General features: G+C 43.9%; 13 protein-coding genes. 8 read left to right on the plus strand and 5 right to left on the minus strand.

What is annotated here, in order from left to right; translation table 11 throughout:
- Nucleotides 1–78: 78 nt before the first annotated feature.
- On the minus strand, nucleotides 79–789 hold the full coding sequence (hda, locus tag L5M37_RS01290; RefSeq protein WP_263199103.1) for a DnaA inactivator Hda: 711 nt from the start codon (nucleotides 787–789) through the stop codon (nucleotides 79–81).
- Nucleotides 790–851: 62 nt separating this feature from the next.
- Nucleotides 852–1,943 (minus strand): DUF2066 domain-containing protein, encoded by a 1,092-nt coding sequence (locus L5M37_RS01295; RefSeq protein ID WP_105252829.1) that lies wholly within the window; start codon nucleotides 1,941–1,943, stop codon nucleotides 852–854.
- A gap of 215 nt (nucleotides 1,944–2,158) precedes the next feature.
- Between L5M37_RS01295 and L5M37_RS01300 the strand changes: the two genes are divergently transcribed.
- Nucleotides 2,159–3,409: a uracil-xanthine permease family protein gene (locus L5M37_RS01300; protein ID WP_263144613.1), complete on the plus strand. Its 1,251-nt coding sequence runs from the start codon at nucleotides 2,159–2,161 to the stop codon at nucleotides 3,407–3,409.
- A 161-nt stretch (nucleotides 3,410–3,570) separates the two neighbouring features.
- Here L5M37_RS01300 and grxD read toward each other — a convergent pair whose 3' ends face one another.
- Nucleotides 3,571–3,903: a Grx4 family monothiol glutaredoxin gene (gene grxD / locus L5M37_RS01305; RefSeq protein WP_011846572.1), complete on the minus strand. Its 333-nt coding sequence runs from the start codon at nucleotides 3,901–3,903 to the stop codon at nucleotides 3,571–3,573.
- 225 nt (nucleotides 3,904–4,128) lie between these two features.
- Here grxD and sodB point away from each other — a divergent pair, with 225 nt between their 5' ends.
- The 4 genes from sodB to L5M37_RS01325 all read left to right on the plus strand — a co-directional run bounded on the left by sodB (nucleotide 4,129) and on the right by L5M37_RS01325 (nucleotide 9,805).
- Entirely contained in the window at nucleotides 4,129–4,713 is a 585-nt protein-coding gene (gene sodB / locus L5M37_RS01310) for a superoxide dismutase [Fe] (RefSeq protein ID WP_028760317.1), read from the plus strand.
- A gap of 286 nt (nucleotides 4,714–4,999) precedes the next feature.
- Nucleotides 5,000–6,934: a PrkA family serine protein kinase gene (locus L5M37_RS01315; protein WP_131523897.1), complete on the plus strand. Its 1,935-nt coding sequence runs from the start codon at nucleotides 5,000–5,002 to the stop codon at nucleotides 6,932–6,934.
- Nucleotides 6,935–7,000: 66 nt separating this feature from the next.
- A complete protein-coding gene (locus L5M37_RS01320) occupies nucleotides 7,001–8,269 on the plus strand; it encodes a YeaH/YhbH family protein (RefSeq protein ID WP_263199106.1) in 1,269 nt (422 codons plus the stop codon).
- Nucleotides 8,270–8,278: 9 nt separating this feature from the next.
- Entirely contained in the window at nucleotides 8,279–9,805 is a 1,527-nt protein-coding gene (locus L5M37_RS01325) for a SpoVR family protein (protein ID WP_198572694.1), read from the plus strand.
- 84 nt (nucleotides 9,806–9,889) lie between these two features.
- On the opposite strand, the gene fadR is transcribed toward L5M37_RS01325, so the two are convergent.
- Complete coding sequence (fadR, locus tag L5M37_RS01330; protein WP_028760321.1) at nucleotides 9,890–10,606, minus strand: fatty acid metabolism transcriptional regulator FadR; 717 nt, start codon at nucleotides 10,604–10,606, stop codon at nucleotides 9,890–9,892.
- 301 nt (nucleotides 10,607–10,907) lie between these two features.
- Here fadR and nhaB point away from each other — a divergent pair, with 301 nt between their 5' ends.
- From nhaB to L5M37_RS01345, 3 genes are all read left to right on the plus strand, one after another.
- Nucleotides 10,908–12,509 carry a sodium/proton antiporter NhaB gene (gene nhaB / locus L5M37_RS01335; RefSeq protein WP_028760322.1) on the plus strand — a complete coding sequence of 534 codons (1,602 nt, stop codon included), beginning with the start codon at nucleotides 10,908–10,910 and terminating at the stop codon, nucleotides 12,507–12,509.
- 89 nt (nucleotides 12,510–12,598) lie between these two features.
- Nucleotides 12,599–13,126, plus strand: a complete 528-nt coding sequence (gene dsbB, locus L5M37_RS01340) for a disulfide bond formation protein DsbB (protein ID WP_028760323.1) — start codon at nucleotides 12,599–12,601, stop codon at nucleotides 13,124–13,126.
- A gap of 160 nt (nucleotides 13,127–13,286) precedes the next feature.
- Nucleotides 13,287–15,914 (plus strand): PAS domain-containing protein, encoded by a 2,628-nt coding sequence (locus L5M37_RS01345; protein WP_263175979.1) that lies wholly within the window; start codon nucleotides 13,287–13,289, stop codon nucleotides 15,912–15,914.
- A 14-nt stretch (nucleotides 15,915–15,928) separates the two neighbouring features.
- Here L5M37_RS01345 and L5M37_RS01350 read toward each other — a convergent pair whose 3' ends face one another.
- Nucleotides 15,929–16,291 (minus strand): STAS/SEC14 domain-containing protein, encoded by a 363-nt coding sequence (locus L5M37_RS01350; RefSeq protein ID WP_028760325.1) that lies wholly within the window; start codon nucleotides 16,289–16,291, stop codon nucleotides 15,929–15,931.
- Between the last annotated feature and the right edge of the window lie 77 nt (nucleotides 16,292–16,368).

Consider the following 16,368-nt stretch of genomic DNA (forward strand, 5'->3'; position numbering starts at 1 on the left):
ACATGACGGGCTTTACTTTTTTTGGCTTTAATGCCAGTAGGTTTTGTATCTTCAGAACGAACACAAACCATGCTGTATCTAAAGGTGCAGCATATCTTTGGCAAACGGAATCGTGAGCTTACGCTGATGCACTAATGAGGCTTTATCTAACTTATCCAATACATCAAACAAGGTCCGCAAATCCCGCGCCATACGGTTCAGTAAAAAACGCCCGACATCTTCCGGTAATTGCAGGCCACGCATAGCGGCGCGGCGTTGCAGTGCAGCAAGTTTTTCATCATCTGCCATGGGTTGCAGTTGGTAATTCAACCCCCATTGCATACGTGAAACAAGATCTGGCAAGAGGAACCCAGCATCCGCAGGAGACGAGCTGCCGCTGACTACTAAGGCGCAATTCTTATTTTCTGCGACGCGATTGTAGAGATCAAAAATCGCCTCTTCCCAAACGGGGTGGCCGGCGATGGCATCGACATCATCGATACAAACCAAATCCAACTGTTCTAGGCCTTCAAGCAATGCGGTCGAAATACTCGCATGTATGCCTAAGGGAATATAAAAGCTGCGACGCTCCACTTCATTAGCGTGCGCGCAAGCAGCGTGCATTAAATGGGTTCGACCCGATTTAACTGGGCCCCACAAATAGATGGCGGCTTCACCATGCCCTTCGGCATTCGCTCTCAATTTTTGAATAAGTTCATCATTACCCGCGGCGGGGTAATAACTATTAAAGGTTTCGTCGTCTGGCAAATGCACAGGTAACGAGAGTTGCAGAGGTGAGTTTAAGGGCACTCGGTCTTCTCAATATTAAATAAAAACAATGCCGTGCTTAACTAAGCACGGCCGATAACATCTTAATGTAAACGCCATTCATACACAGGTTTGCCAGTTTGATTAGAGACAGGGCTAAATTCACCTGCACTCACAGGTGCGACCACAGAAATACGCGGCTCTAAGCTTAATAAGCGTTGTAAATCCGTCTCTGAGCCGAATAAATCTAACGAAAAAGTCACTGTATTACCTTGAATATGCGTTAACGTGGCATTTTTAATCGCGCTGAGTTGCTTCAAATATTTTTCAACTTCAACTAATTGCGCCATTTTTTGGATATTAACGAAGGTAACACTCGCACCAAGCTGAGTACCAGTATCAGCAATCGCATACTTAGTAAAATAATATTCACCTAACGCTGCCATCATAGCGGTAATCGCTTGGGCCGAATTTTCAGCAGTACCGTTATAACTGAATAACGGTGGCGTCAAAGAGTCAATGGTAGCCTTAGTATAAAGATTTAAACGATAACGAACCTGATTGCCGGCGGCATCAATTGCCACTAGCGCCAAAAAGTCAGCTTGATAGCGGCCAGATACACTCGCCACGATGTCGGCAAACATCCCTTTAATATCGTTAGGATTAATACCCATCAACTCATCAAGATCTAAGATAGGCAGGAGTACAGGTATACCGCGGGCATAGGAAAAATCGCTAAAAATCTTACGTTCGGCTAACGCAGATGAGTCACCCAATATCATAGTGTCGCCATCACCAGGCATAGCGACCCAAAATAAGGTCAGCGGGCGTTGAGTTCCCCAAACAGGCAATTGTGCCTGACGCAGTAACGCCACTATGCGGCGGTGCTCAAAACTCGCGGTCAACAGCAATTGGCCATTTTGCTCGATATAACCATACTGGCTCAGCAAGGTATCAGGATTACTGAGCTGAGATTGGATTAGGCTGTTATCGAGGGATCGCGCCGTCCCAGTGTTCTTGATAATGACTTGCTCAAGTGCACTTTTTAAGGCTTTGTCGCGTTCAGCAACTGCGCGCGAAGACACAGGCACATTGGCCTCATCTAATTTACTCACCTCAACAGCATTGACGCTATTAATCGTGAACAGACAATATAGAAATGCAATTAAGCTCGGCTTCAATAGGAATTTCAGCATCTTTGAGTAGTTGAAGTAGCGTCAGATGAGGCAAATTGTACCATAGTTAGCGCCTTAAGCGAGTCTTGCCAAAATTTAGCCCCATTTCCGTGCCTGCCATAGCACAGAAAACCCAAACAGTGATCAACGTCAGCAAAACAGGCGATTTTCTTCTGCTCAAAATCCAACAAACTGTTATCATTTGGCGGTTTACCCTAAATTAACGAGAATAATAAATGAGACGACTCGCTATCCCCCTACAGGGCGCGCAAATGCTATTTGTGGCCTTCGGTGCCCTAGTGCTAATGCCGCTACTCACAGGGCTCGATACCAGTGTGGCATTGTTTACCGCAGGTATCGGTACCCTACTCTTCCAATTGATTACTAAACGCCAAGTGCCTATCTTCCTCGCATCTTCCTTCGCCTTTATTGCCCCCATACTTTATGGCGTGCAAACTTGGGGAATTCCATCCACAATGGGCGGCATTATGGCCGCGGGCGTGGTCTACGTCATGCTCGGCGCTTTAGTTAAAGTGCGCGGCACTGACTTTATCCACAAACTATTGCCCCCAGTCGTAGTGGGACCCGTGATCATTATTATCGGTCTTGGCTTAGCCCCCGTGGCGGTGAATATGGCATTAGGCAAGAGTGGTGATGGTAGCTTGACTTTAGTCGCTACAAATACGGCGTTATTTATTTCGCTCGCATCGCTTGGCACCACTATCGCGGTGGCGATTTTCGCAAAGGGCCTACTCAAGGTGATGCCGATTTTAGCAGGTATTATAGTAGGTTACAGCTTAAGCCTAGCCTTTGGTATTGTTGATTTTGCCGTCGTGACCGCTGCAAGCTGGATTGCTATTCCTAAATTTGTCGCGCCAGAATTAAACTGGTATGCCATCGCATTTATGATCCCAGTGGCAATCGCCCCTGCGGTAGAACATATAGGTGATATTCTGGCGATATCCAACGTCACGGGTAAAGATTTTATGAAAAAACCCGGCCTGCATCGCACGCTAACGGGTGACGGGATTGCCACAATTGCAGCCGCAGCCTTTGGTGGTCCACCGAACACAACTTACTCAGAAGTGACAGGTGCAGTAACCTTAACCCGAAATTTTGATCCTAAGATCATGACTTGGACTGCCATTACCGCTATCACTTTAGCCTTCGTTGGCAAACTAGGTGCGCTGATGCAAACTATCCCCGTCCCCGTGATGGGCGGTATCATGTGTTTGCTATTTGGTTCCATTGCCGCAGTTGGCCTCAACACCCTTATTCGTAATCATGTGGATTTATCAGAGCCACGTAATTTAAGTATTGTCGGTGTTACCTTAGTCTTTGGTATCGGCGGCATGGCATTTGGCATAGGTTCATTCAGTCTGACTGGTATTAGCTTGTGCGGTATTGTCGCAATTACCATGAACTTACTATTACCCGCGACTAAGCCACACAATAAACACCACGAGTCTGATGTAACGCCTCATTAATTACGGCTTGAAGACACGATCAATTTCGAAGTAGGTCGTTGAAAAATTACCACTTTATAAAATTGATCGCTTCTTAAGAAACCACCATAAAAAAGCCGCCGTGATATCAATCACGGCGGCTTTTTTATGAAGCAATATTTTTATGAAGTAAGAATTAACTCTTACTCCTCAGTCTTGATCTTAGCGGCAGCAGCTTTAATCAAAGGTTGTAATTCGCCTTTTTGGAACATGTCCACGACGATATCACAGCCACCAATCAACTCACCTTCAATCCACAATTGTGGGAAAGTCGGCCAGTTAGCAAACTTAGGTAATTCTGCGCGAATGTCTGGATGCTGAAGAATATCCACGAATGCAAACTGCTCACCGCAGTTAATCATGATCTGAGCGACCTGTGACGAGAAGCCACAGCTAGGCAACTTTGGAGAACCTTTCATATAAACAATGATAGGGTTTTCCGTGATCTGTTGCTTAATTTTCTCTACTGTTTCCATTTTGATTCCTAAGTAGGATGACATTGACTCAATGCGACTATTGTACGTCAGCTAGACGCAGAACAAAATCCCACAGTTTGTAAGGTTATGTCGACATTTGATTTTTCGATGGCGTCTATCTAGTCAATTAGCTAAACAATGATTCACATCACAAATTTTATCGGTACAATAGTCCTAAGTGAGCACGTTTAAGAAACGATAACCTAAGACCATGGAGAGATACTAATGGCTTTCGAATTACCCGCATTACCATATGCAAAGAACGCACTAGAACCACACATTTCTCAAGAAACCATAGAATACCACTACGGCAAGCACCACAACACTTATGTTGTGAAGCTAAACGGCTTAATCGAAGGAACTGATTTCGCTGGCAAATCTTTAGAAGATATCATCAAGACTTCTACCGGTGGCGTATTTAACAACGCAGCTCAAGTGTGGAACCACACTTTCTACTGGAACTGCTTAGCCCCTAATGCTGGCGGCGAACCAACAGGCCCAGTTGCTGATGCAATCAATGCCGCTTTCGGTTCATTCGACGCATTCAAAGCGCAATTTACTGATTCAGCAGTAAACAATTTCGGTAGCGCTTGGACATGGTTAGTGAAAAAAGCCGATGGCACTCTTGCTATCGTTAACACTAGCAATGCAGCGACACCACTGACTGACAGCACAGTAACGCCAATCATGACAGTTGACGTGTGGGAACACGCTTACTACATCGATTACCGTAACGTGCGTCCTGACTACCTTGCCCACTTCTGGCAATTAGTTAACTGGGACTTCGTTAACCAAAACTTCGCAGGTTAATTCATTTAACCTAACGTAGTTTACTGCCGAATGAGCAGTGGGTTAATCCCAGTAAAAAGAGCCCTAGTGGCTCTTTTTTTATGCCCCTCGTTTGCCGCCCATCCCTTATCCCACCGATTTATCCTCCGCTAACTACAAGTGCAATAATTGCGTTTGCAACTATTTGTTATTGTTTTTATTTGATATTTTTTTGACACAGATAGTGAGTTTGTGTCTAAGATTAGAGTAGGAGGCTGGCTAGCCAGTTATCCGTTCCATGACATCACTGGCGTTTCAGGGGGTTTATATGGGCATTTTCGAGCATTACCAAAAGCGCTACGAACAAAAACTCGATGAAGAATATTCTTTGCAGGAGTTTCTGGACATCTGCAAGGGAGATCGCAGCGCTTACATGTCAGCATCAGAGCGACTACTGCTTGCAATTGGTGAAGCAGAAGTCATTGATACCGCAAAAAATCCAACACTTAGCCGTATTTTTTCGAATCGACTTATTTCACGCTATCCCGCATTTAAAGATTTCTTCGGCATGGAAGACGCCATAGAGCAAATTGTGGCTTACCTAAAGCACTCGGCTCAAGGATTAGAAGAATCCAAACAAATTCTATACCTACTGGGCCCAGTGGGCGGCGGTAAGTCATCACTAGCCGAAAAACTCAAAGCCCTAATGCAAAAAGTGCCCATTTACATTCTGAGCGCGAATGGAGTCCGCAGCCCAGTCAACGATCACCCCTTCTGCCTGTTTGATGTGGAAGAAGATGGACAGCTGTTAAAAGATGAATTCAACATTCCCAACCGTTATCTGAAAACTATCATGTCGCCTTGGGCGGTAAAACGTCTGCATGAGTTTGGTGGCGATATCTCCAAATTTCGCGTGGTAAAAGTCTTTCCATCCATTCTGGACCAAGTGGCAATAGCGAAAACTGAACCTGGTGATGAAAACAACCAAGATATTTCGTCCCTTGTCGGTAAAGTCGATATTCGGCAACTCGAACATTTCTCCCAAGATGATCCCGATGCTTACGCCTATTCAGGCGCATTGTGCCGTGCAAACCAAGGGGTGATGGAATTCGTCGAGATGTTTAAGGCACCAATTAAAGTGCTGCATCCACTACTGACTGCGACGCAAGAAGGTAACTATAACGGCACAGAAGGCTTATCGGCCTTGCCCTATAGCGGGATTATTCTGGCTCACTCAAACGAGTCCGAATGGTCAACCTTCAAAAATAACAAAAACAACGAAGCCTTCCTCGACCGTGTTTACATAGTCAAAGTGCCCTACTGTTTACGGGTCTCAGAGGAGCTGCAAATCTATCAAAAATTGCTAATCAACTCTGAGTTATCGAAAGCGCCCTGCGCTCCCGGCACCTTAGAAACCTTAGCGCAATTTAGTGTGTTGTCACGCATCAAGCCGCCTGAAAACTCCTCCATCTACTCTAAGATGCGGGTATATGACGGTGAAAGCCTCAAAGATACCGATCCTAAGGCTAAGTCTTACCAAGAATACCGTGATTACGCAGGTGTCGATGAAGGCATGAATGGACTATCCACCCGTTTTGCCTTTAAGATTTTGTCGCGGGTATTTAACTTCGACCATTCAGAGATCGCAGCCAACCCAGTACATTTATTCTATGTCCTCGAACGACAAATTGAACAAGAACAGTTCCCCGGTGATACCGCCGAACGTTATCTTGAATTCCTAAAAGGTTATTTGATCCCTAAATATGTGGAGTTTATCGGTAAAGAAATTCAAACCGCTTACTTAGAGTCTTACTCTGAATACGGCCAAAATATCTTCGACCGCTATGTCACTTACGCCGATTTTTGGATCCAAGATCAAGAATACCGCGACCCAGAAACAGGTCAGCTATTCGACCGCGCCGCCCTCAATGCTGAACTTGAGAAGATTGAGAAGCCCGCGGGGATCAGCAATCCTAAAGATTTCCGTAATGAAATCGTTAACTTTGTGCTGCGCGCCCGCGCGAACCATGAGGGTAACAATCCGCTATGGACCAGCTACGAGAAACTTCGCACTGTGATCGAGAAGAAAATGTTCTCCAACACAGAAGATTTACTGCCTGTTATTTCCTTTAACGCCAAAACGTCGAACGACGATCAACGCAAACACGATGATTTCGTCAATCGCATGATGGAGAAAGGCTATACCAAAAAACAAGTCCGACTCTTGTCTGAGTGGTATTTACGAGTTCGTAAATCTTCTTAAACTTGCGCTAACTAAGTACAGGGCTTTGGTGTTGCCAAAGCCTTCGCTGGGTTTTGGGAGGTGCGTATGGCGAACTTTATCGATAGACGGTTGAATGCGAAAGGAAAAAGCACAGTCAACCGCCAACGCTTTATCAATAGATATAAGCAACAAATTAAAAAAGCCGTCAGCGATGCAGTGACTCGTCGCAGCGTAACGGATGTAGATAAAGGCGAAAAAATCAGTATCCCAACACGGGATATCAGTGAACCTATGTTTCACCAAGGCAAAGGCGGTGTCAGGGATAGAGTGCATCCCGGTAATGACCAATTTACCCGTGGCGATAAAATTGACCGACCACCTGGTGGTTCAGGCGGCGGTTCGGGCAAAGGTGAGGCCTCAAACTCGGGTGAAGGCGACGATGACTTTGTGTTCGAAATCTCTAAAGACGAGTATCTAGAGTTATTGTTTGAGGACTTAGAACTCCCCAATCTACAAAAAAATCGCCTCAATAAACTGGTGGAATACCAAATCTACCGTGCTGGGTTCACCAATGATGGCGTCCCCGCTAACATCAATATTGTCCGTTCATTACGTTCATCCCTTGCTCGTCGCATTGCGATGTCGGCCAGTAAAAAGAAACTATTAAAAGAGTTAGAACAAGAGCTTGCTGAACTGGAAAATATTCCAGGTACTAAGGCAGAGTTGATTTTGGATTTAAAAGCTCAAATTGAGGAGTTAAAACGAAAGATTGCTAGAGTGCCGTTTATCGATACTTTCGATCTGCGCTTTAATAACTATTCCAAAAGGGAAATCCCTTCTAGTCAAGCTGTGATGTTCTGTTTAATGGATGTGTCTGGTTCTATGGATCAGGCAACTAAAGATATGGCAAAACGCTTCTATATCTTGCTGTATCTGTTCCTCACCCGTACCTATAAAAATTTAGAAGTGGTTTACATTCGCCACCATACCCAAGCCAAAGAAGTCGATGAACACGAGTTCTTTTACTCGCAAGAAACAGGCGGCACCATAGTGTCCAGTGCATTGAAATTAATGCATGAAATTCAACAAGCCCGCTACCCCGCCGATGAGTGGAATATTTACGCAGCCCAAGCATCCGACGGTGATAACTGGGCTGACGATTCACCTACCTGTAGGCAATTGTTAGAACAAAAAATATTGCCACTCGTGCGCTACTACAGCTATATCGAAATCACCAATCGCGCCCATCAAACCCTGTGGCGCGAATATGAATCCCTGCAACAGCATTACGACAACATCGCCGTGCAGCATATACGTCAAGCCGAAGATATTTACCCTGTCTTTAGGGAGCTATTCAAGAAACAAGCGGTTTAAGGGGGCACTATGGGGATAACTAAATCAACATCTTGGACACCACTGAGCGATGGTCCCGACTGGAGCTTCGAGCTACTGCAAGACTACCTCAAGGAAATTGAGCGGGTGGCAGCGCTCTATAAACTCAGCACTTACCCAAATCAAATTGAAGTCATCACTGCTGAACAGATGATGGATGCTTATGCTGGCATAGGCATGCCCATAGGTTACACCCATTGGTCTTTCGGCAAACGTTTTATCGAAACCGAGCAAGGTTACAAACGTGGCCAAATGGGGCTCGCCTATGAAATTGTAATTAACTCTAACCCCTGTATCGCTTACTTAATGGAAGAAAACACCATCACAATGCAGGCGCTGGTGATAGCTCACGCCTGTTTCGGACATAACAGCTTTTTTAAAAACAATTACTTATTTAAGACATGGACAGATGCGAGCTCGATTATTGACTACCTTGTCTTTGCTAAAAACTACATCAGTGACTGCGAGCAAAAATACGGTGTAGAACAAGTCGAAAGCGTCATAGACTCCTGTCATGCGCTAATGAACTATGGTGTCGATCGTTATAAACGTCCCTCTGAAATCTCATTCAGGGAAGAACAAGCAAGACAAAAGGATCGCGAGGCTTACCTTCAAAGCCAAGTAAATGATTTATGGCGCACCATTCCGACCCATCAACATGAGCAGTCTCAATCTAAAAAACGTCGTTTCCCCGCCGAACCGCAGGAAAATATTTTATATTTTATCGAAAAAAACGCTCCTTTGCTTGAACCATGGCAAAGGGAAATAATCCGTATTGTGCGTAAAATGGCGCAATATTTTTATCCGCAAAAACAAACTCAAGTCATGAATGAAGGCTGGGCAACCTTCTGGCATTACACTATCTTGAATCACTTGTACGACGATGGCGTGGTCACTGACCGCTTCATGATCGAGTTTTTGCAAAGTCATACAGGCGTTGTGGCCCAACCCGATTACAACAGTCGTTATTACAGTGGCATCAACCCATACGCCTTAGGTTTTGCCATGTTCACCGATATTCGGCGTATTTGTGAAAATCCAACCGATGAAGATAAAGCTTGGTTTCCCGACATTGCTGGCAGCGATTGGATTGAAACCTTACACTTTGCGATGCAAAACTTTAAAGATGAAAGTTTTATTAGCCAATATCTCTCACCTAAAGTTATCCGCCAATTTAAATTGTTTGGTATCCATGATGATGAGAAACGCAATTATCTTTCGGTATCCGCGATCCACGATGAACGGGGCTATCAAGATATTCGCCAGTTACTATCACAACAATATAACCTGTCTAATATTGAGCCAAATATCCAAGTACATAATGTGGAAATCAACGGTGATCGATCCTTAACCTTACATTATGTGCCAAATAACGATATTCCCTTAGCCAATAGCCATAAAGAAGTATTAAAGCATTTACATCGATTATGGGGTTTCACTGTCACCTTAGAGCAAAAAAATGCAGATGCGAGTATTAGCGTCTTAGCATCCTGCCCTGAAGCCAATAAACCAGAATAATAAGCACAATAAAAAGGCCGTTTCCAATTGAAACGGCCTTTTTGTTTATTTAGCGCTATCTTAACGCAATATCACTCACAGAGATTAATGATCTTGAGCAATAGAAGCTGGCATATCTTCGCGTAATTGTAACCACATCTTACCGCTATTCATGCCATAGGTACGCATTAGCGCAGAGACATCGAGGTAATTTTTCGCCTGAGCCAACAGTTCTAATTCTTTGTAAAAGTTCAATGCTAATAAACGCGCATCTGAGCTGGTAAAGTAATAACGACCAACTCGACTATACAAACCTTTAAATCCGTTTAATATCAAAACGTAAAGTGGATTTCCAGACGAAAACGCTAAGGTGTGATGCAGTAAGTAGTCAAATTCAGCATAGGATTCAGCCGTATCTTCAAGCTGGTGAATCTTTGCAAGTACCTCCACAGCGGTATCCGGGTTATAACGCAAAGCACCACGAAAATAGATAGCACTGACGTTCGTTCTAGCTGACAAGAGTTGGTCAACCAATACCGGAAAACCCTCGGGATTCAAATCAGCAATAGTCTCAAGGATATTTAAGCCTGAAGTTTCCCAAAAGTTGTTAACCCGTGTTGGTTTGCCATGCTGAATTTTCAACCAACCGTCACGCGCCAAGCGCTGTAGCACCTCACGCAGAGTGGTGCGAGTCACACCAATCAATTCTGAAAGCTCACGTTCAGCCGGTAAAATGGACCCTGGAGGAAATTTGTTTTCCCAAATTGATCTCACAATATACTTCTCTGCAAAACTTGCAGGTCCTTTGGCATTGATAATCATCAGCCCACTTATCCAGTTGTTGTGCGTCGTAATGGTCACTGATCATACCAGAGCGGTAAAAAATGGAAACCATTCACTTAAAATCACTGTGTTATCGCCGTGTAAATGTCACAGAATCGTTCAAAAAAACGACCAAGGTCAATACAGGATGGGCCAATTTTGCCGCTTAGCTCCGCTTTTTGAAATGTCGGTATCAGTAACTCATTACATTAGCTTTCTCTTTAGGCTAGACTCATTTAACTAACGCAGGTATTGATAATAATCACGTGCAATTTTTAACATAATTAGAAGAGAGGCTGCCATGCCGGCGACAATGAGTCAGGCGTTTATTGGGAACTTCTTAGGAAATTCTCCTAAGTGGTACAAAACCGCAATACTGTCATTTTTAATTATCAATCCAATACTCTTTTTCTATGTCGACCCCTTTGTGGCTGGTTGGGTATTGGTTCTAGAATTTATTTTTACCTTAGCAATGGCATTAAAATGCTATCCATTACAGCCTGGCGGATTATTGGCAATTGAAGCCGTCGCGATCGGAATGACATCGGCAAGCCAAGTCTTACATGAAATAGAAGCCAACCTCGAAGTATTATTACTCTTGGTGTTTATGGTCGCTGGTATATATTTCATGAAGCAATTGCTGCTATTTGGCTTCACAAAAATCATTACTAAAGTGCGCTCTAAAATTTTAGTGTCATTAATGTTTTGTTTGGCTTCAGCCTTTTTATCAGCCTTCTTAGATGCGTTAACGGTTATTGCCGTCATTATCGCGGTCGCTGTGGGTTTCTATTCTATTTACCACAAGGTCGCTTCTGGAAAAGATTTCGGCGCCGATCACGATCATACCTCTGAAGGTAAAAATGATGATGGTGAAGATCAGTTAAATGAAGAAGAACTCAGTGCATTCCGTGGTTTCCTACGTAATCTGTTAATGCATGCGGGTGTGGGTACTGCGCTGGGCGGCGTGTGTACTATGGTCGGTGAACCACAAAACCTTATTATCGCCGCGCAAGCAAATTGGCAATTTGGTGAATTCGCCGTGCGTATGTCACCCGTTACTGTTCCTGTATTAATCTCGGGTATCTTAACTTGTTACTTAGTTGAAAAATTTGGCATTTTTGGTTATGGCGCTAAGTTGCCAACGGCCGTTCATCGGATCTTATGTGAATATGCCGCCCATGAAGATGCGCGCCGTACCAATAAAGACAACATGAAGTTAATCGTCCAAGCCTTAGTGGGTGTCTGGTTGATCGCAGGACTTGCATTACACTTGGCTTCTGTGGGCCTAATTGGTCTTTCTGTGATTATTTTAACCACAGCCTTTAACGGCGTTACCGATGAGCATGCCCTCGGTAAAGCTTTCGAAGAAGCACTGCCTTTTACCGCGTTATTAGCTGTCTTCTTTGCGGTTGTTGGCGTAATTATCGACCAGCACTTATTCGCACCAGTGATCCAATGGGCACTGAGTTATCAAGGCAATACTCAGTTGGTGATTTTCTATATCGCCAACGGATTGCTGTCTATGGTGAGTGATAACGTGTTCGTCGGCACAGTGTACATTAACGAAGTGAAAGCGGCATTGATTAACGGTCAAATCAGCCGTGATCAATTCGACTTGCTGGCCGTTGCGATTAATACTGGAACTAACTTACCTTCGGTTGCCACACCCAATGGTCAAGCGGCGTTCTTGTTCCTACTAACCTCTGCCCTAGCACCACTTATCCGCTTATCCTATGGCAGAATGGTATGGATGGCATTGCCTTACACTATCGTGCTGTCTATTGTAGGTGTCATGGCGATTCAAACGGGTTTCTTAGAACAAGCCACCCAATATTTCTATGATTCCCAGATAATCATCCATCACAGCGCTAGTGAAGTTTTAGAGCCGATGACTGGACATTAATCTTCTTTATTGACTGAACTTTATTTAATAAGTAGAGTCCAAAAAACGCCCCATGTCTGAGGGCGTTTTTTGTTGATATGGAGCTCACTTTGACTGTAATGACTCGCTTTGCCCATTCCCGTTCATCTTGGTTTATTCTCGCAGGCACAGCCCTTGGGTTAGAAGCAGCCGCCCTGTATTTTCAATATGTCATGAAACTGGAACCCTGTGTCATGTGTATTTACCAAAGACTCGCTATTTTTGGTTTATTGGCAGCAGGCCTCATTGGCATGACAGCACCCAAATATCGAATCGTCAGGATCTTAGCTGCCGTGCTCTGGGCCATCAGTGCAACTTGGGGATTAAAACTAGCCTTATCGCTCGTAGATATGCAAGCCAACCCATCCCCTTTTTCAACCTGCTCATTCTTACCTGAATTTCCAGCTTGGATGCCATTACACGAATGGTTCCCTGCCGTTATGATGCCTACTGGCATGTGTACTGATGTACCTTGGGTCTTTATGGGTGTAACGATGCCCGAATGGATGGTCGTGGCCTTCAGTGGCTTCTTAGTCGCTTGGTTACTCTTTATTGTGCCTGTCCTAAGTGGTTCAAATAAACCATCTCTTTATAAATAACGAGTTTGAGATAAGGCAGGCATAAAACCTGCCTTTTTATTGACGATTATATTCCACTTATCCTATTCAATCCTCGCAACTTAAACATATGCCAATAGCAAAACAGTGAGAAAGCGCTACACTGGCTCAATGAAAAGTGGTGATTTGGAAACTGGGGATTATGGGAAAAAGTTCGACATCTGAGCCACACACGCCATTAACCCAATGGCAAAACAGTTTGCCATTCAAATTTAGCCTTATTCAGCTCGTCATTGCCGCTATTTTGATTTGTAGTACAGCTTGGGTGATGCTGAGCATTCAACGCCAACAAGTTCTTGATCAGCAAGCCGTGTTAAACCAAAACTATGGCCAGTTGATTATCGCCAAACTGCAAGAAATGACTTCACAGGTTGAAACCGTAGTCGACTCTATTTCCAGTATTGCCAAACTTTACCGCTATGATCATGAGCAACTGGTGAAAACTATTCCCACGTTGCTGAAACTCGATAGTCAACAACGCATCATTTCTGGCGGCGGCGTCTGGCCGGAACCCGGCGCGTTTAATCAGCAAAAATTTCGAGATAGCCTGTTTTGGGCACACAATGTAAACGATGAATTAGTCGCCATTGATTCCTATAACAAAGACACGTTCCCAAGCTACCACACCGAAGAATGGTATCGGCCGACGCGCTATTTTCCTGCTGGTAAAATTTTCTGGTCAAAATCTTATTTCGATCCGACAACCCATGAGTCAATGATCACAGCCTCAGGCGCTATGTGGATGGACCATCAGTTTATTGGTGCCGCCACTGTGGATATCAGTTTAGAAAAGCTCAATGTGCTATTACGCAATACTATGATTAATGTCAGAGGCTATGTCATAGCCTTAGATCATCAAAACCAAGTACTCGCCTATCCAGATGCCAATAACGATCTTAAGCATCAAACCAATACCAATCATTCTTTCGTCACCTTCAATCATCTCGCCAGCCAACAGCCAGATTTCAGCCCCGTCGAAGTCGCATTGCAGAGTGCAGATAAAGCCTTTATAGAAGCGGCGATTGCCGAGCGCGTTTTTACCCAAGAACAGATGCAGCATCTAACGAGACTAAGTCATCAAAATGAGCGTGACATGTTAGCGGCCATCGTAAATAACAATGCCTTAAATCATTTTACTGCCCCGAAATTACTGACGTCGGTAACTTTGACCCATGATCCAATCCTTAAAACGGCATCTCTCGTTTCGGTATTTCTCATGCCAAATACCTATTGGAAGGTACTTGTCGTCACCCCAATTTCACCGCTGCAGGATACCGCTAAACATTTAATCGAAAAGGTCGGCGTTTATTTAGTCTGTATTCAACTATTAGGCTTAATTCTATTATTCTTACTCCAGCACCGACTATTTATTACCCCCATTATTGAAATCGTCCAAGCCTTAAAACGTAATGATTCCGCCTCTATCGAACTCAAAGCCAATAACAGCCATGACGAAATTGGTTTATTGGCAAAAACATTCCTGTCGCGTACTCGACAACTTGAAGTGGCAATGGCGAGCTTAGATGCGAGTAACCTGGCACTAGAACAGCAATTGCAGAGCCAAAACCTGTTTCAACTGGAGTTAAAGCGCCATAAAGAACAATTGAGGGCTTTACTTAAATTTTCTCAAAATCTCATCTATATCAAAGATCTTCACGGTAAATATATTCTCGTCAATGACAAATATTGTGAAATCTTAGGTATAGAACGCAGACGCATTATTGGCACTTCTGATTTTGAGATATTTCCCAGCCAATTTGCCCACGAGTATCAACAAAATGATCGACGCGTTCTGCATAATCATGAAGCCATAAACTTCGAAGAAGCTATTCCATCGCCCCTAGGCAATCTTATTTATATCGTGACTAAATTTAAGATCAAAGATGATGACGATACCGTTATTGCAGTCGGTGCTATTGCCTTTGATATCACCTTACAAAAAATTAAAGAGCAAGAACAAGAAAAGTTACTTTTAGGGCAAGTCGAGGCGCTTAATCACCTACAAGAACAAGTTCGCCTCAGTAATCAACATAACCATGAACTCCATCTGCTCCAAGACAAATCAACCCAATTACTTGAGAAGCATCATCAACTCAATCTCAGTCGTGAACAAAGCCAACAGCTAATGCAAAATTTTCTAGCTGAAATGATGACGCAAATTATGCATGAGCAAGATCAGCTACTCGCCAAAGTGTGCCAACTTCAGCCAATAGATAATGCTAACGACCAAAATCAGATCACCGAAATCATGGTGACTCAGGCAGATAAATTGCGACATATTGCCCAGTTATTAACGAATCATCAAAATGACATTCGGCCACTGCATCTCGCACAATTTATGCGCCATCTCTTAGGGTTGCTAAAGGTACAATTAGCTAAAACAAATGTGGAAATAGCGTTAAATTGCGAAGAAAACATCATTATTGATGGCCCTTCATGGCAATATTTGCAGCTGTTTTATCGTCTAATCACCAACACGTTGAATCATGCATTTAAAGCTCACAATGAACAGCGTGAAATAACCATTAATATCGACAAGTCGAGCGAAGAGTTACACATCAGTATTATCGATAATGGGATAGGTATGACAGAGCCGCAACTCGCACAGTTACGGCAAGAACTAGCGCAAGAACTCTGCCTTGGAACGCTGACCTGTATAAATCTGTGGCTTAAAAATGATCTCAATGGCAGCCTTAGCATAAGTAGCCACTTGAACCAAGGCACACACATTCAATGTCGTTGGCCACTGAGTACAGATTTAGAACCGTAATAAATAAAGGTGCGTTATTGATCTAACCATGCCTTGGCTTGGCTATGTTCATCGGCGGTAAATACCTTTACCGGACATGGCAGCATGCAGGCTAGCGCATTAACCATAGCATTTGTTTGAGTGGCATTGGCAATCATCACGACCCTTGAAAAATCACTTAAATGAAATAAACCTAAGACCGCATCATCCCACAGGGCCCCAACGGATATACCTTCAAATTCAGGGGAAAACTCGTACCAAAGGCGAATACTGGCGTGGTCTTGCAGCTTGGCTTCTATGGCGGGAACCAAATAGCCTTCAACATCCCCATGGTTAACACGGCCAGATGCGACCACAGCCAATATATCATCAGCATGACCCGAAGAAATCGTTAGCATTGAACACTCCTTATCAATACATGAAGGGAAAAATAGTTAAAGCTCATACACTAAAGATACACAGACAATGACATAAA

It is taken from the genome of Shewanella sp. SM69 (assembly GCF_025653985.1).
Lineage (GTDB): Bacteria > Pseudomonadota > Gammaproteobacteria > Enterobacterales > Shewanellaceae > Shewanella > Shewanella oncorhynchi.